Origin of the sequence: Flavobacterium nitratireducens, from assembly GCF_029625335.1 — a bacterium.
Classification (GTDB): Bacteria; Bacteroidota; Bacteroidia; order Flavobacteriales; family Flavobacteriaceae; genus Flavobacterium; species Flavobacterium nitratireducens.
Genome location: NZ_CP121111.1, coordinates 1,985,810 through 2,002,872, shown reverse-complemented (window position 1 = coordinate 2,002,872; position 17,063 = coordinate 1,985,810). Strand labels below are relative to the sequence as shown.

Genomic DNA, 17,063 nt, shown 5'->3' with positions numbered 1-17,063 from the left:
TCGAATAGCTAAAATAACATCTTTGGAACTTATAAAAACTAAAAATGCCTCTTTTATTCTATTATTTTTTGATTGTCAATGTATTCGTTTTTTTCCAAACTGCTTATGATAAACGTCAGGCTATAAAAGGCGGAAGAAGAATTTCCGAGCGAAGTTTATTAACTTTTGTATTCTTGGGAGCAACTATTGGCGCCAGTTTAGCTATGCTTATTTTTAGACATAAAACGGCTAAATTTAGCTATTTATGGAAGTTTTTTGGAATTTTGATTTTCCAATTGTTAATAATCTATTGGATATATCAAGCATAAAAAAAGCCCGGTGAAATACCGAGCCTTAACTATTTACCTTGGTGCGAAGCACCGCGAATTTTTTTGTTAAGAACAAGCAATTTTGTTTACTCTGTTTTGGTGTCTTCCACCTTCAAAAGCAGTTTCTAGGAAAGTTTCAACAATTTCAACCGCTTGTTGAATTGATGTATAACGTGCCGGAATACTAACAACATTAGCATCGTTATGTAAACGTGTTAAATACGCAATTTCTTTTGTCCAGCATAAACCAGCTCTTACTCCGGCATGTTTATTAACAGTCATTGCAATTCCATTTCCGCTTCCACAAATTACAATTCCAAAATCAGCTTTTCCTTCTTCAACATCAGTTGCAACAGGATGACCAAAATCAGGATAATCTACAGAAGCCTCTGTATCAGTCCCATAATTAGTTACCTGATGTCCTTTTGATTCTAAATATTGAACAATTGCTTTTTTATATTCTGGTCCTGCGTGATCGTTTCCTATTGAAATTTTCATTTTAGTATGTTTTAATTTTGTTGCAAATTTACCAAATCTATTTCTATTTTATTCTTTTTTAAAAAGCTAAAAAATACCACAACATTTTTATAAATATAAAAAATACATTTTCAGATAGATATGAGGTTATCAACATTTTTAACAATTTATAAATTATTGAAAATCAATAGATAATCCATAATTAATTTGTTAAAATTTTATATTGTTAATATTAAAACCTAAATCATTGATTTTCAGTTAACTTTAATTTAACACGAATTGTTGATAACTATGAATAGAAAATTAGAACTTTTTTTTGCTTGTATGAGAAAAATTTACAATCAAAAACAGCAATCAAAAATCCAAACAAAGTTTGTTGAATTTTTAGAATAGTTATCAATATTTAAAATAGAGGTTATCAACATTTTTTGACTATGAACTTATTTACATTTTTAAATAATTTTAGGTTATCAACAGTTGTTAATTATAATTTAAAAAGTCTTAAAAATTAAAACATTAGACTAAAATAACTATGTTAATAACTCTTGATAACAAGCTAAAACTTGATTTAAAAACAATTTCTAAAATAATTATTGCATCTATTAACACACTATAATAACAATAAATATTTTTTAAAATTTTAAAATTTCTTTTTTATAATATTAATATATGTTGACAACTTTGAAAACTAAACAATTTTTAGATTGTTATCGTATTTCATTTCTTGAAGAATTGTTTTTACTGTTTCAGAATCGTTAGGGTGAATTTTAAGTTTGATTCCGCCCAAAGCAGTCGAGTAGAAGGGAGCAATAGCTGTCATGAATTCGTTTTCAAAATAGTATTGTAAGCCTTCTTGATCTAAACGATGTTTCAAAATTTCGATTTCATGGATGTAATTAAAAGTAGCGATGGTAATAAAAGTTTCCATATCGAATTGATTTTATTGAAGAAACAACTCAAGTATACGTTATAATTTCTTTAAAACTGATTCTTTTCTTTAGAACTGGCTAACTATTTCGTAATTTTCGACTTTTAAGAAAAGAAGTATGGGAAAAAGAATAAGAAAGCCTGCTAAAAAAGAGAAAAGTTTCTCTGATAAAATTATAAAAATTTTGTCTAAAAGTGCTAATAAAGCATTCAATTATAAGCAAATAGCAGCCATTTTAGAGAAAGATGATACACAAAGTAGAAATCAAATTATAAAAGATTTAAAAATTCTTGCTGCCGAAAAGAAAATCATCGAGTCAGAACCTGGAAAATATTTAATTAAAGCTGTAAGTCAAGATTATTACGAAGGAACTATAGATATGACGAGCCGTAAAACGGCTTATTTTATTTGTGAGGAATTTGAAGATGATATTTTTATCCCTACCAATAATTTGAATCATGCTTTAGATAAAGATAAAGTCAAAGTGTATGTCTATAACCGAAGAAAAGGAAGACGTCCTGAAGGTGAGGTTGTTGAGATTGTAGAAAGAGCTAAAACTGACTTTGTTGGAGTAATTGATATTCAAAAAAACTTTGCTTTTGTATCGACTGCTAATCCAAAAATGTATACTGATATTTTTGTTCCAAAAGATAATTTAGGTGAAGCTCAAAACGGAGATGTGGTATTGGTTCATATCGAAGATTGGCCTAAAAGAGCTGATAGTCCTTTTGGAAAAGTAGTAAAAGTTCTTGGAAGACCAGGAGAACATGATACTGAAATCCATGCTATTTTAGCCGAATATGGTTTACCGGCAGAGTTTCCAATTGAAGTAGAAACTTATGCTCAAAAGATTGATACTTCAATCACAGAAGCTGAGATTGCTAAGCGTCGTGATATGCGTGATACGCTAACATTTACTATTGATCCAAAAGATGCCAAGGATTTTGATGATGCACTTTCGTTCAAAAAATTAGAAAATGGAAACTACGAAATTGGTATTCACATTGCTGATGTTTCGCATTATTTAGAAGAAGGAACTATTCTTGATGATGAAGCTTATCAAAGAGCTACTTCGGTGTATTTAGTGGATAGAGTAGTGCCAATGTTACCTGAAGTTTTATCCAATTTTGCCTGTTCTTTGCGTCCGCAGGAAGAGAAATATACTTTTTCGGCAGTATTTGAAATCAATGAAAAAAGTCAGGTTATTAATCAATGGTTTGGTAGAACCGTTATTTATTCAGACCAACGTTTTTCATACGAAGAAGCACAATACATCATTGAAACCAAAAACGATGTAATTCCGGAAGAAATTTCATTAACGGGTACTTCGTATCAAGTTCCTGCCGAAATTGTCACAGCAACGCTTAAATTAGACGAATTAGCTAAAATTCTTCGTAAAAAGAGAATGAATGATGGAGCGATTTCATTTGATAAGGTAGAAGTGAAATTTAATTTGGATGCCGAAGGAGAACCAGAAGGAGTTTATTTTAAAATTTCTAAAGATGCTAATCACTTAATTGAAGAATTCATGTTGTTAGCCAATAGGAGAGTAGCGGAATTCATTGGTAAACAAAAGAAAACTTTCGTTTACAGGATTCACGACGAACCTAACGAAGATAAATTAATAGCTATGCAAAATGTAATTGCAAAATTTGGTTATAAAATTGATTTTAGAAATCCAGGGGATATTTCGAAATCATTGAATAAACTGATGGAAGATGTAAGTGGTAAAAAAGAACAAAATTTAATTGATACACTGGCTATTAGAAGTATGAGTAAAGCCAAATATTCTACGGATAATATTGGTCATTACGGTTTAGCTTTTGATTATTATTCGCATTTTACTTCGCCAATTCGTCGTTATCCTGACGTTATGGTGCATCGTTTGTTGCAGTATTATTTAGACGGTGGAAAATCGGCTGATGAAGAATTGTTTGAAACAAAATGTTTGCATTGTTCTACGATGGAAGGTTTAGCTACAAATGCTGAAAGGGATTCTATCAAATACATGCAGGTAAAATACATGCAGGATCATCAGGATCAGGAGTTTTTAGGTGTTATTTCTGGGGTTACCGAATGGGGAATTTACGTTGAAATTATCGAAAATAAATGTGAAGGAATGATTCGTATTAGAGATATAAAAGAAGATTATTACACCCTTGATGAAAAACAATATGCTCTAGTGGGTGCAACTTCTCATCAATTATTACAATTAGGAGACGAAATTTACGTTAAGGTTAAAAACGCCGATTTAGTTAAAAAACAATTGGATTTTAATTTTTTAAGAAGATCAGAAGAAACAGAAAATTAATGAAAATGAAAATGAACAAATTATTTTTAGTTGCATTTGTTATTGCAACACAATTCACATTTGGACAAGTAACCAAAAAATTAGGTGATTTTAACTCTGTTAAAGTCTTTGATAAACTTACAGTTAAGCTAATTCCATCGAATGAAAACAAAGTAGTAATTAAAGGAAATAGAGAAAAAGAAGTAGAAGTTGTGAATAACAATGGTGAACTAAAATTGAGAATGCCTTTCCCAAAATTGTTATCAGGAGATGACATTTCGATACAATTGTATTATAAAAATATTGATGATATTTCGGGAAGTGAAGGTTCAGTAATAAGTAGTGATGCTGTTTTTAAAGAAACAATTTTAGGAATAAGTGTAAAAGAAGGAGCTAAAATAACTGTAAAAGTAGATGCTCAAAAAGTGAATGTAAAAGCGGTTACTGGTGGGGTTATTGAATTGAGCGGAGCTGCTGCTAATCAAGATGTAGTAATCATGTCTGGTGGTATTTTAAAAGCTAAAAATTTACATACTTCACAAACTACAATTAACCTCTCCGCTGGAGGTAATGCCGAGATTAATGCTAGCACCTTAGTTGATGCTAAGGTAAAAGCAGGAGGTACAGTTTCGATTTATGGAAAACCAAAACAAATTAATCAACAAACCATTTTAGGAGGAAAAATTGAAGAAAAAGAATAAAAAAATGTATTTTTATTCTCTTTAAAATTCTAAAATTAATGATTAACGATATTTTATCAGGTATTCCTTGGGGAATATTTTTGAGTTTTATGATTGGTCCTGTTTTTTTTATTTTATTGGAAACCAGTATTATAAAAGGATTCAGGGCCGCTCTTTTTTTGATTTAGGAGTAGTTACTGGAGATATTATTTTTATTGCAATTGCCTATTTAGGTAGTTTTAGATTAATTCAAAGTTTAAAAGATAAGCCTGCTCTTTTCATATTTGGAGGAATATTAATGTTGGCTTATGGTATAATTTCTTTTATAAGTTTAAGAAAAGAAAAGAAAATTAATACTAAAGAGATTGATAAAGAAATCCTTAAAAAAGATTATTTCAGTTTGTTTATTAAAGGACTTTTTTTGAATATCATTAATATTGGAGTATTAGGTTTTTGGTTGGCTGTAATTATTTCTGTTGGTCCAAAATTAGAGATGCAAACCTCCAGAATGATGACTTTTTTTAGTACCGTAATCATCACTTATTTGTTAGTCGATTGTATTAAAATCCTTTTAGCAAAACAATTAAAATCTAAAATGACACCTTCCAATATCCTTAGAATTAAAAAAGGAATCAGTATTGTTTTGATGTTTTTTGGATTAGTTTTAATTGTTCAAGGCTGGTTTCCAAAAGAAAAAGAAATGGTGAAGCAAGCTTTTGAAAGGATTGAAAAACAATAACAAAAATGATATTTAAACCGCTTATTTTGAGCGGTTTTTTTGTGTTTTGTATTGCGATTGTAGAGTGGAAATCTCACTAAATTTAATTAAACTAAATGAGATTGCTTCGTTCCTCGCAATGACTAAATAATTGACATAAAAAAAACTTTTAATTTCTTTATAGATTCTAGAGTATTCGTCCGGATTTGAACCTATGCTTTACTTAATTTTTCTCAAAAATTAGATATAAAAAAAAGAGACACATTTCTGTATCTCTTTCTGAGGCATCGTCCGGATTCGAACCGGAGTAGGAGCTTTTGCAGAGCCCAGCCTAGCCGCTCGGCCACGACGCCATTGTTTTTATGGATTGCAAAGGTAAAATAAAAAATCATAAATCCAAATGTCGAATTCTAAATAAAACGGTTTGAAGTCAAGTTTTAAAATCTGAAATCACAAATCATTTATATAAAATCACAAATCCTAATTTCTGCTTTCTTCTAAAATTAAGGTAACTGATTCAACATCACCACCTATTGGAGGGTTTATTTTAGAAACGGCAACTTTAGTTTTTTGAACCATTGGTAATTCGTCAAGTATTCTTTTATTGATTCTTTTAGCTACATGTTCTAATAATTCCGATCGTATAGCCATTTCTTCTACTACTATTCGATTCAAATGTACATAATCTACAGTATCAGCCAGCTTATCAGATTGAGTTGATTGTTGTAAATTAGCTTTAATCGTTAAATCAACAGTGTAATCAGAACCTATTTTTGCTTCTTCTAATAAGCATCCGTGATTAGAAAAAGTTCGGATATTTTTTAATTTGATAGTTTCCATATTCTTGTTGCTGATTTATTAGTTTGAATTGGTGGTAAAAGTACAAAATATTTGAAATTTTAGCCTTCAAAGTCAATATGCAATTGTTCTATCCTTTATTTAATGAACAATTTTGATAACTTTGTCTTTTTAAAATTTAGACATGTCAACTGAAGAAAAATCACTGCATTTCATAGAACAAATTATTGAAGATAACTTATCAAAAGGTTTTCCTCAAGATAAATTAAGATTCCGTTTTCCGCCTGAACCTAATGGTTACTTACACATTGGACATGCTAAATCCATTTGTTTAAATTTTGGTTTGGGATTAAAGTATAATGCTCCTGTAAACTTACGTTTTGATGATACAAATCCGGCTAAAGAAGAGCAGGAATATGTAGATGCAATTAAGGAAGATTTACAATGGTTAGGTTTTCAATGGGATAAAGAATTGTATGCTTCTGATTATTTCCAACAGTTGTATGATTGGGCTATTATTTTAATTAATAGTGGTAAAGCTTATGTAGATAGTCAATCTTCAGAAGCTATGGCTGAACAAAAAGGAACACCTTCTCAACCAGGTGTTGATAGTCCATTTCGTAATCGTACAATAGAGGAGAATTTAACTCTTTTTAATGCTATGAAAAATGGTAAATTCCCTGAAGGAAGTCATGTTTTAAGAGCTAAAATTGATATGAGTTCTTCTAATATGTTGATGCGTGATCCTATTATGTACCGAGTTTTACATAAGGAACATCATAGAACAGGAAATGATTGGTGTATTTATCCAATGTATGATTATACACATGGAGAAAGTGATTATTTAGAGCAAATTTCGCATTCTATTTGTACACTGGAATTTGTAATGCACCGTGAATTATACGATTGGTTTTTAGACCAAATTTATGATGCTACCTTAGTTAGACCACATCAATATGAATTTGCACGTTTAAACCTGAATTATACTGTAATGAGTAAAAGAAAACTGTTACAATTAGTTCAGGAAAATCATGTAAATGGTTGGGATGATCCAAGAATGCCTACCATTTCTGGTTTAAGAAGAAGAGGTTATACAGCTGCTTCTATTCGTAAATTTTGTGAAAATATTGGTGTTGCCAAACGTGAAAATATCATTGATTTCTCTTTATTAGAATTCTGTTTACGTGATGATTTAAATAAAACTGCACCTCGTGTAATGGCTGTTTTAGATCCTGTAAAAGTTGTAATTACTAATTATCCTGAAGGAAAAGAAGAATGGTTAGATGCCGAAAATAATCAGGAAGATGAAAGTGCTGGATTTAGAAAAGTACCTTTTTCTCGTGAAATGTACATAGAAAGAGAAGACTTTTTAGAAGAAGCTCCTGCTAAATTTTTCCGCTTAAGTTTAGGTAATGAAGTACGTCTTAAAAATGCCTATATTATTAAGGGTGAAAGTGTTGTAAAAAATACTGAAGGAAATATTACTGAAATTCATGTTACTTATGATGAAGACAGTCGTAGTGGAAGTGGAAGTGAAGCTTCTAAGCGTAAAGTAGCAGGAACATTACACTGGGTTTCTATAAAACATGCTGTTGAAGCCGAAGTTCGTTTGTATGATCGTTTGTTTATAGACGAAGCTCCAGACTCTCATAAAGAGAAAAGTTTTCTTGATTTTATTAATCCTAATTCGTTGTTAACAGTAAAAGGATTTGTGGAACCAAGTTTACAAACTGCTGTTTCTGGTGATAAATTCCAATTTCAACGCCTAGGATATTTTAATGTTGATAAAGACTCAACTGCTTCAAAATTAGTATTTAACAAAACAGTTGGATTGAAAGATGCCTGGGAAGAGAAAGGTAAAAAAGACAGCAACAGTATTAATAATGCTTTGAAAGATATCAACAAATATTTCAAAGTTAATACTAGAGAAGAGCGAATTGCTATCAGAGCTGCAATAGGAGAGACCCTTTCCGGAATTTCAAATTATAGTTTGTTGCAAAATTCATTCAAGAAAAATATTAACAATAATAAAAGTTCATTGTTGTTTGCTAACTTGATTTTGAAATATGCTCCTTTGAAAATTTCTGATTTTGACAATGAAGAAATTTCAAAATTATTCACCATGTCATTACGAAGTGAATCTACTTTTGTTCGATCGAGGGCAATTTTAAATTTAAACAAATTAGCTTTTGATTCAGAGTTCAAAAATTTCTTTAAAGATGAAATTTTGAAATTAAAAGAAAATCCTCCTAAGAGTTCTACCGAAAGAGAATTAGAATTTATAGAAGAATTTTTAAAATAAATTATTACTATCAAAAAGCGCTTAATAAGCGCTTTTTTTTATTATTTATAAAAACTATTTTAATTATAAAAACTATAATTTTTTTAGATTAAAAATCGCTTTCATATTTTAATTTTAAGCGCTTTTTTTAAATCTGTCGATAAATAACTCATTTTTTGTATTTTTATTAATTAGAAAGCTTTATTTGAGTTTTTACTTTTTTATGGCTATTTTTTTTAAATTCAGGAGTTAAAAAGTTATACTATTTGTTTTTCGAACTTTTTTTCTTCTAAAAAAATGGAGAACCATTTTTTAAAGTTTCTTGTAAAACATTTTATTGTCTTTAGATCTTATTTTCCCTTTTTTATGAAAATATTATAAATTTTATATAAATTCTTATAAAATGCTTTTTTAAAATTATCGTATCTTTATAAAGAACTTAAAAAAATAAAATTATGGCAAGTAGTACAGGAAAAACTTTGATAGCTCTTGCAAGTGGCGCTGCAATTGGAGCTGTATTAGGAATTTTGTTTGCTCCAGACAAAGGAGAGAAAACCAGACAAAAAATTAAAGACGGTTATAAAGATTTGGAAAAAGACATAAAATCTAAATTAGCAAATGCTAAAGTTGATTTAGAAGAGTCTTATGATAATATGATTTCAAATATGAGTTATAAGACAGAAGATGCTATTACTTTCTTAGAAAAAAAATTAGCTGAATTAAAAGAAAAAAATGCTAAACTTTATAAGAATTAGTTACTTATTAACTCAATTAGACAAATATGGCTTTTGAAGAACTAAAAGAACATACCGAAAATATTCAGGAGAATACGAAAGAATTTATTGAAAAAAATCTTGAATATTATAAATTATCGGCATTTAAGATGGCTATGAAATCAACGACTATGATTTTCAAGTTCACCTTAATTTTGCTTTGTATTTGTATGGTTTTATTGTTCTTTTCAATAGCGTTAGCTTTTGCTATAGGAAATTATCTTGGAAGTTATACTTTTGGTTTTCTTTGTGTAGGTTTTCTGTATATCATTTTTACTGGACTATTGTTTTTGGTTAGAGATAAAATAGTAGAAGGACCTATTCTAGAGAAATTTTCAGAAATCTTTTTTAATGAATAATTATGGTAAAGAAAAAATATTCTTCTTATGCTCAAATTGATAGCGAATTGGAGATTCTGAAAGTGGAAAAAGAAATTAGTTATCAAAAGTTGATTTTAAGTATTGAAAAGACTAAAGATAGTTTGTCTTTTTTAAATGTAGCATCTAATGTCATAGGAGTTGTTAAAAGTAGTTTTTTTAGCTCTTACAGCACGATTTTACAGTTGTTGATACCAATAGTCATTAAATGGTTTAGAAATAAAAAAAGAGGCGATTAAGCCTCTTTTTTGTTGTATTTATGCCTGATCTGTTTCAGTTGTAGTATCTTCAGGTTTATCTATTTTTTTCTTTTCTAGTTTTGTATTTGATTTTACCGTTTTCTTCATTGATTCTCCTACCAAATTACTTGCAGTAAAACTAGCTACCATGTTGTTAAGCATATCACTACCTGCTTGTGGCGAATTAGGCAATAAAATCAAATTAGAATTAGTATCTGCACCTATGGCTTGAAGTGTATCATAGTGTTGTGTAACCACAATCAATGCAGATGCTTCTTGTGAATTGATTCCAACTTTATTTAAAACGTCCACACTTTCTACTAATCCACGGGCAATTTCGCGTCTTTGATCGGCAATACCTTGTCCTTGTAATCTTTTGCTTTCTGCTTCGGCTTTAGCTTTAGCTACGATTCTAATTCGGGATGCTTCGGCTTCAAATTCGGCTACTGTTTTTTCTCTGTCTGCCGCATTAATTCTATTCATGGCATTTTTTACCTGAATATCTGGATCAATATCAGTTACTAAAGTGTTGATGATGGTATATCCATAAGTGGTCATGGCTTCGTTTAATTCTCTTTTTACAGCAACAGCTATATCATCTTTTCGTTCAAAAACATCGTCTAGTTTTAATTTAGGAACTTCGGCACGAACTACATCAAATACATACGAAGTAATTTGATCATGAGGGTATTCCAGTTTGTAAAAAGCATCGTAAACGGTTTCTTTTACCACCATAAACTGAACAGAAACTTTTAGTTTTACAAATACATTGTCTTTCGTTTTCGTTTCAATAATAACGTCCAATTGTTGGATTTTTAGATTAACACGCCCCGCAATTCTATCAATTAAGGGAATTTTTAATTGTAGTCCAGAATGTCTAATACTAACAAATTTTCCAAAACGTTCTATAATAACAGCCGTTTGTTGTTTCACTGTGAAGAAGGAGGAAAGGAAAATAAACAGTGCTATGAACAATAAAAATAAGAATGGTACATTCATAATGTGTATAATTTAATTAGAAAATATCTGTTAAATTACAAAAAAACTTTAGGTTTATGCCTGTAAAATCTTTTTATATGAAAAAGCTAACTTTCTCTCTTTGTTTTCTTTTGGTATCTGTCTTAAGTATAGCACAATATCATTATCGAGATTCTAACAGAATTGGAATTACAGTAGGGGTGAACCAATTTACTTTAAATACCGATAATTTTGAAACAAAACCAGCTAATGGTTGGAATGCAGGTTTATCTATGAGAGGTAATTTTTATAACATTTGGGATATGGTTTACGCCATTCAGTTTTCTGAAAACAATTTTTCTGTTGAAACTAATTCTTTAACTTCTTTACAAGAAGAGGTCAATTATAAGATTCCATCGGCTCAAATTTCTTTAGAACTAAGTTATGTACTTGTTGAAAATCATTTATCGATAGAATTTGGTCCATTAGTTCAAATAAATGGTAAGTCAAAAGTGCAATCTGGAAAAGAAAATAATGTGATTTCAGGTACTACTTTATTGGCAAAAGATATCCAAGATATCAATAAATTCAACTTTTATCCAACAGTTGGACTTACTGCCGGAGCGAAACATTTCAGAGTAAATGTTTCTTATCAATATGGAATAACTAATATGTTTGGAAATTTGAATAGCAATTATCCCAATAACAATTTGAAAGCTAATCCAGGAATTCTTAACGGAAATGTTATTATTTATTTATAAAAAAAGTCCCGACTAATTATCGGGACTTTTTGTTTTATATAGTTTCGATTGCTTTTTGAATTCTTGAAATACTTTCTTCTTTTCCAATAATTTCAACAATGTCAAATAGGTGAGGACCTTTTAAAGCGCCTACTAAACTTAATCTAAATGGTTGCATTACTTTACCCATTCCAATTTCGTTTTTAGTTAACCAGTCTTTGACAATAGTTTCAATATTAGCAGATGTAAAATCAGTGATTTCTTCCAGTACAGGAATTAATTCCTGCATTAAAGCCGGTGTTTCCTCTTTCCAGTTTTTCTTAGCCTTTTCATCATAAGCTGTTGGAGCTTCAAAAAAGAAATCACTTAAATCCCAAAATTCAGAAACAAAATTTGCTCTTTCTTTTATTAAGGAAACAATTTTGCTTGTCAGTTCTAGCGAAGTCGAGAACCCTTTTTCTTTTAAAATAACAGCAAAATCTTCGGCTAATTTTTCATCTTTTGCTTGAACTAAATATTGGTGATTAAACCATTTATTTTTCTCAGGATCAAATTTAGCTCCTGCTTTATGCACTCTGTTTAAATCAAAAGCTTCGACTAATTCTTCTAAAGAAAACAATTCTTTATCTGTACCGTCATTCCATCCTAATAAGGCCAGGAAGTTTACTACAGCTTCTGGGAAAAACCCTTTTTCTCTATAACCAGATGAAGTTCCGTCTTCCGTTTTCCACTCTAATGGGAATACTGGAAAACCTAATTTATCTCCATCACGTTTTGATAATTTTCCGTTTCCAACAGGTTTTAAAATCAATGGTAAGTGTGCAAATTCAGGTGCAGCCCATCCAAAAGCATGATACAATAACACGTGTAATGGCATAGATGGCAACCATTCTTCTCCTCGAATTACGTGTGTGGTTTGCATTAAATGATCATCAACAATATTGGCTAAATGATAGGTTGGCATCCCGTCACTTTTAAACAAAACTTTATCATCTAGTAAGTTCGTTTCAAATTTTACATGACCACGAATAATATCTTTAAGATGTAAAATTTCATCCACAGGAGTCTTAAAACGGATTACATAATGTTCTCCATTAGCAATTCTATGTGCAGTTTCCTCTGCAGAAAGCACTAAAGAAGTATCCAGTTTTTCTCTGTTAGTATGATTGTAAATAAAAGTTTTTCCTTGTTCTTCTTCTGATTTTCTGTAGGCATCTAATGCTTCAGGAGTATCAAATGCATAATAGGCCCAACCTGATTGTATCAATTGATCAGCATATTGTTTGTATAAATGTTTTCTTTCGCTTTGACGGTAGGGTCCAAATTTTTCATTTTTTCCAATAGTTTCATCTGGAGCAATTCCTAACCAATCCAGAGCTTCCATAATGTATTCTTCTGCTCCTGGTACAAAACGATTTTGGTCAGTATCTTCAATTCTTAAGAAGAAAGTTCCACCATTTTTTTTGGCAAATAAATAATTAAATAGGGCAGTACGTACACCACCAATATGTAAAGGTCCCGTTGGACTAGGTGCAAAACGCACACGAATTGGGTTTGACATTTTGATATAATTTTTTGCAAAGATACTTAGAAGTTAGAAGTCAGTAGTTAGATGTTAGAAGTTTTTCAAATTATAATGTAAAATTTGGAATTTTGTATTTGATTTTTTGTATTGTTATAATTGTTACTTTTATAGGTTATTATATAGCATTTTTATTTTGAATAGTTCCAATTTTATATATCAAAAATTAGAAGCTTTCATCCGAAAGTATTATTTAAACGAACTAATAAGAGGCATCGTTTTCTTTATTGGTTTGGGTTTATTGTATTTTCTTTTTACCCTGTTCATAGAATATTTTCTTTGGTTGAAGCCATTAGGAAGAAGTATTTTGTTTTGGACTTTTGTTGGGGTAGAAGTGTTCTTACTATTTCGCTTTATTTTGTTTCCCATTTTTAAACTATTAAATTTTAAAAAGGGAATTGATTACAATGATGCTTCAGCTATTATTGGAAATCATTTTTTAGAAGTAAAAGATAAATTACTCAATTTTATTCAGCTTTCTAATCCTGAAAATCATGGAGCAAAATCGGAATTATTATTAGCTTCTATTGAACAAAAAGCGAATGCCTTGCAACCAATTCCTTTTACAAATGCTGTAAATTATAATTCGAATAAGAAATATTTACCGCTTGCTTTGATACCTCTTTTCTTGTTTTTTTCTTTTTATATTTCAGGAAATAAAGGAATCATTACTCAAAGTTTGAATAGAATAGTTCATTTTAATGCTACTTTTTTACCACCTTCCCCTTTTGAATTTGTTGTTTTAAATTCAAATTTGCAAACCGAACAAAACAAAGATTTTGTTTTAAAAGTAAAAACTATTGGAAAAGTAGTTCCTGAAAATGTTATGATTTTCATTAATGATGAAAGCTATTTTATGGAAACTATTAAGCCTGGTGAATTTCAGTTTACAATTGAAAAACCTACTACCGATATTAATTTTCATTTACAGGGTAATGCTGTTTCATCTGTGGATTATCTTTTGAAAGTTGTTGCTGTTCCTTCTATTTTAAATTTTGAAATGCTTTTGAATTATCCTTCTTATCTTCATCGTAAGGCAGAAATTATCAAAGGGAATGGTAATGCCGTTATTCCTGAAGGAACTAAAGTAACTTGGAAAATTAATACTCAGGCAACGCAAAAAGTGGTTTTTTCTAATGGAAATTCTGTTTCTGAATTTTCTAAATCAAAAAAAAGCTTTGTTTTAGCTAAAAATATTACTGAAAATACAGATTATCAAATTATTAGCTCTAATTCTTCCATAAAAAACTATAAAAAACTCAATTATCAGTTATCCGTAATCAAAGATCAGTATCCTAGCATTACAGTGAATCAGGCTCCGGATAGTTTACACGTTGCATCTAATTATCTTTTAGGAAAAATTAGTGATGATAATGGTTTACGATTTTTACAAATTGTCTATTATGAATCTAATAAACCTGCAACTGCCAAACGTGGAACAATTTCTATTAAGCAAGGAGTTTTCGATCAATTTGTTTTTTCATTTCCTGCTAATTTTCCTGTCAAAGAAGGTGTGACTTATGATTATTATTTTGAAGTTTTTGATAATGATGTTTTACATCGTTTTAAAAGTGCTAAGTCCGCGGTATTTTCTAATCGTATCCGAACTGCCGAAGAAAAACAAGATATGCTTTTGCAACAGCAATCTAACAATATTGATGGTTTACAAAAGTCTTTAAAAAATCAAGATAAACAATTTTCACAGTTAGATAAGATCCAAAAATCTGGAAAAGAAAAAGAAAATTTTGAATTTAATGACCAACAAAAAATAAATGATTTTATCCAACAGCAAAAAAATCAAGATGAGATGATACTTAATTTTATGGATAAAATGAAAAATAATTTAGATGAATTTAAATCAAAAAAAGAAGATGAATTCAAAAAAGAATTAGAAAAACGAATCGATAGAAATAATACCGAATTGGAAAAAAATCAAAAGCTTTTAGATGAATTAAAATCTTTGAATGATAAATTAAAGAATGAAGATTTATTAGAAAAATTAGATCAGTTCAAACAAACTAGTAAAAATCAAATTAAAAATTTACAACAATTAGTTGAACTTACTAAGAAGTATTATGTTCAAAAAAAGGCTGAACAAGTAGCTGATAAATTAGATAAACTTTCTAATAAGCAAGATAAACTTTCCGAAAGTGAAAAGGAGAATTCATTAAATAAACAACAGGAAATTAATAAAGAATTTGATGCAATTCAAAAAGATTTAGATGAATTACAAAAGGAAAATAAAGAATTAAAATCTCCTTTAGATATTCCTAATAATGATTCAAACGAAAAAAATATTAATGATGATTTAAATAAAGCTTCTGATGAATTAAAGAATAATAATACTTCTAAAGCTAAACCAAATCAAAAAAAAGCTGCCAAAAAAATGAAGTCTATGTCCTTGAAAATGGAACAAGGTATGGAAGGTGCAGAGATGGAACAAATGGAAGAGGATGTAAAAATGTTACGTCAGGTTTTAGATAATTTATTAGCCTTTTCTTTATCAGAGGAAGCGGTTATGGCTCGTTTTAAATCATTGAACTCGGCTTCACCAGCTTTTAATAAAAATATAAAATTACAGCAAGATTTACGATTGCAATTTAAGCATATTGATGATAGTTTATTTGCTATGTCTTTACGTAATCCTAAGTTCACAGAAGAAATAACGAAAGAAGTGGGTAATGTGCAATACAATATTGATAAATCTCTTGAAAGTTTAACCGATTCACAGTTTTCTAAAGGTATTTCTCATCTACAATATGCTGTTGCTTCCGCTAATAAATTAGGTGATTTTTTAAGTGAATTGCTAAACAGCATGCAAATGTCTTTATCCAGTATGGGTCAAGGAAAATCTAAATCAGGTAAAAGTGAAGGTATGCAATTGCCGGATATTATTTCCAAACAACAATCACTTGCTGATAAAATGAAAGCCGGAATGAAGCCAGGAGAATCTCAAAAAGGAAATATAGGCGATAAAAAGAATGGTGATTCCGGTCAGGATGGAGAAGGAGATGCCCGTTCTATTATGGAAATATATAAAGAACAAAAAGCTTTACGCGAAGCCTTAGAAGGAGAGTTAAAAAAGCAAGGTTTGGGCAATTCCGGCCAAAGTACTTTAGAAAAAATGAAGGATCTTGAGAAGCAGTTATTGAATAAAGGTTTTAAAAATGAAACGATTCAAAAGGCTAATAATATCAAACAGGAATTACTAAAATTAAATACTGCTATCCGTCAACAGGGAGAAGATAATAAACGTCAATCTGAAACCAATCTAAAAGATTTTTCTAACACTTCAAAAGCTTTACCTAACAGCTTATTAGAATATCTTAAAAGCATAGAAATATTAAATAGACAATCATTACCTTTGCGCTCGAATTTTAACCGCAAGGTTCAAGAATATTTTAATACAAAATGATAGATTTTAATTACGAATGTGATTTTACTTTAGAGAACGAAGAAGCTATTTCTGCATGGTTGTCTGCTGTTATTATTTCTGAAAATAAGAATGAAGGTGAAATAAATTATATTTTTTGTGATGACGAATATCTTCATAAAATCAATATGGAATATTTAAATCACGATACTCTTACCGATATTATTAGTTTTGATTATACTGTAGGTAATGAATTAAATGGTGATATATTTATTTCTGTAGAACGTGTTCAGGATAATGCTAATGATTTTAATGTTTCTTTCGATGAAGAATTAAAGCGTGTTATTGTTCATGGTGTTCTTCATTATTGTGGTTATAAAGACAAGGATGAAGAAAGCGAACAATTAATGCGCGCAAAAGAAGATGAAAAAATTGCTATGTTCCACGTGGAACAGTAATCTTAAAATTCTACTTTTGAATAATATGTTCCACGTGGAACGTTTGAAAAAATAATAAAAATATGCTTCCGTAGGAAGCGAAAT

The 17,063-nt window shown here is 29.7% G+C and carries 15 protein-coding genes, 1 tRNA gene and 1 pseudogene; 11 read left to right on the top strand and 6 right to left on the bottom strand.

The genetic code is table 11. The annotated features are described in order from the left end of the window. The first annotated feature begins 44 nt into the window (after positions 1–44). Entirely contained in the window at positions 45–308 is a 264-nt protein-coding gene (locus P5P90_RS09505) for a DUF1294 domain-containing protein (RefSeq protein WP_278034472.1), read from the top strand. Between the two features lie 66 nt (positions 309–374). Here the strand turns inward: P5P90_RS09505 and rpiB are convergent, their stop codons facing one another. Both rpiB and P5P90_RS09495 read right to left on the bottom strand, forming a co-directional pair. Beyond that, positions 375–806 carry a ribose 5-phosphate isomerase B gene (gene rpiB, locus P5P90_RS09500; protein WP_278034471.1) on the bottom strand — a complete coding sequence of 144 codons (432 nt, stop codon included), beginning with the start codon at positions 804–806 and terminating at the stop codon, positions 375–377. 667 nt (positions 807–1,473) lie between these two features. Next, a complete protein-coding gene (locus P5P90_RS09495; RefSeq protein WP_278034470.1) occupies positions 1,474–1,713 on the bottom strand; it encodes a putative signal transducing protein in 240 nt (79 codons plus the stop codon). Between the two features lie 118 nt (positions 1,714–1,831). On the opposite strand from P5P90_RS09495, the gene rnr reads away from it, so the two are divergent. The 3 genes and pseudogenes from rnr (at position 1,832) to P5P90_RS09480 (ending at position 5,422) form a co-directional block, all read left to right on the top strand. After that, positions 1,832–4,024, top strand: coding sequence for a ribonuclease R (gene rnr, locus P5P90_RS09490; RefSeq protein WP_278034469.1), 2,193 nt, complete (start codon positions 1,832–1,834; stop codon positions 4,022–4,024). 11 nt (positions 4,025–4,035) lie between these two features. After that, entirely contained in the window at positions 4,036–4,704 is a 669-nt protein-coding gene (locus tag P5P90_RS09485) for a head GIN domain-containing protein (protein WP_278034468.1), read from the top strand. Between the two features lie 38 nt (positions 4,705–4,742). Further along, positions 4,743–5,422, top strand: a pseudogene (locus P5P90_RS09480) (LysE family translocator). Between the two features lie 261 nt (positions 5,423–5,683). Here P5P90_RS09480 and P5P90_RS09475 read toward each other — a convergent pair. Both P5P90_RS09475 and folB read right to left on the bottom strand, forming a co-directional pair. Then, a tRNA-Cys gene (locus tag P5P90_RS09475) sits at positions 5,684–5,754 on the bottom strand. A gap of 127 nt (positions 5,755–5,881) precedes the next feature. Beyond that, complete coding sequence (gene folB, locus P5P90_RS09470; protein WP_278034467.1) at positions 5,882–6,241, bottom strand: dihydroneopterin aldolase; 360 nt, start codon at positions 6,239–6,241, stop codon at positions 5,882–5,884. Positions 6,242–6,383: 142 nt separating this feature from the next. Here folB and P5P90_RS09465 point away from each other — a divergent pair, with 142 nt between their 5' ends. The 4 genes from P5P90_RS09465 (at position 6,384) to P5P90_RS09450 (ending at position 9,869) form a co-directional block, all read left to right on the top strand. Further along, positions 6,384–8,501 carry a glutamine--tRNA ligase/YqeY domain fusion protein gene (locus tag P5P90_RS09465; RefSeq protein WP_278034466.1) on the top strand — a complete coding sequence of 706 codons (2,118 nt, stop codon included), beginning with the start codon at positions 6,384–6,386 and terminating at the stop codon, positions 8,499–8,501. Between the two features lie 434 nt (positions 8,502–8,935). Continuing rightward, positions 8,936–9,235 carry a YtxH domain-containing protein gene (locus P5P90_RS09460; protein WP_278034465.1) on the top strand — a complete coding sequence of 100 codons (300 nt, stop codon included), beginning with the start codon at positions 8,936–8,938 and terminating at the stop codon, positions 9,233–9,235. Positions 9,236–9,261: 26 nt separating this feature from the next. Continuing rightward, the gene (locus P5P90_RS09455; protein ID WP_278034464.1) at positions 9,262–9,612 is read left to right on the top strand and encodes a competence protein; all 351 of its coding nucleotides are present in this window, start codon (positions 9,262–9,264) and stop codon (positions 9,610–9,612) included. 2 nt (positions 9,613–9,614) lie between these two features. Beyond that, a complete protein-coding gene (locus P5P90_RS09450) occupies positions 9,615–9,869 on the top strand; it encodes a DUF6327 family protein (RefSeq protein WP_278034463.1) in 255 nt (84 codons plus the stop codon). A gap of 18 nt (positions 9,870–9,887) precedes the next feature. Here the strand turns inward: P5P90_RS09450 and P5P90_RS09445 are convergent, their stop codons facing one another. Then, positions 9,888–10,868, bottom strand: a complete 981-nt coding sequence (locus tag P5P90_RS09445; RefSeq protein WP_278034462.1) for an SPFH domain-containing protein — start codon at positions 10,866–10,868, stop codon at positions 9,888–9,890. A 77-nt stretch (positions 10,869–10,945) separates the two neighbouring features. Here P5P90_RS09445 and P5P90_RS09440 point away from each other — a divergent pair, with 77 nt between their 5' ends. Then, positions 10,946–11,587 carry an outer membrane beta-barrel protein gene (locus tag P5P90_RS09440; protein WP_278034461.1) on the top strand — a complete coding sequence of 214 codons (642 nt, stop codon included), beginning with the start codon at positions 10,946–10,948 and terminating at the stop codon, positions 11,585–11,587. 34 nt (positions 11,588–11,621) lie between these two features. Here the strand turns inward: P5P90_RS09440 and gltX are convergent, their stop codons facing one another. After that, positions 11,622–13,127, bottom strand: coding sequence for a glutamate--tRNA ligase (gene gltX / locus P5P90_RS09435; protein WP_278034460.1), 1,506 nt, complete (start codon positions 13,125–13,127; stop codon positions 11,622–11,624). Between the two features lie 157 nt (positions 13,128–13,284). Here gltX and P5P90_RS09430 point away from each other — a divergent pair, with 157 nt between their 5' ends. Together P5P90_RS09430 and ybeY are read left to right on the top strand one after the other, a co-directional pair. Then, a complete protein-coding gene (locus P5P90_RS09430) occupies positions 13,285–16,563 on the top strand; it encodes a hypothetical protein (RefSeq protein ID WP_278034459.1) in 3,279 nt (1,092 codons plus the stop codon). After that, positions 16,560–16,979, top strand: a complete 420-nt coding sequence (gene ybeY / locus P5P90_RS09425; RefSeq protein ID WP_278034458.1) for an rRNA maturation RNase YbeY — start codon at positions 16,560–16,562, stop codon at positions 16,977–16,979. The genes P5P90_RS09430 and ybeY overlap by 4 nt, the downstream gene beginning before the upstream one ends. Positions 16,980–17,063 lie beyond the last annotated feature (84 nt).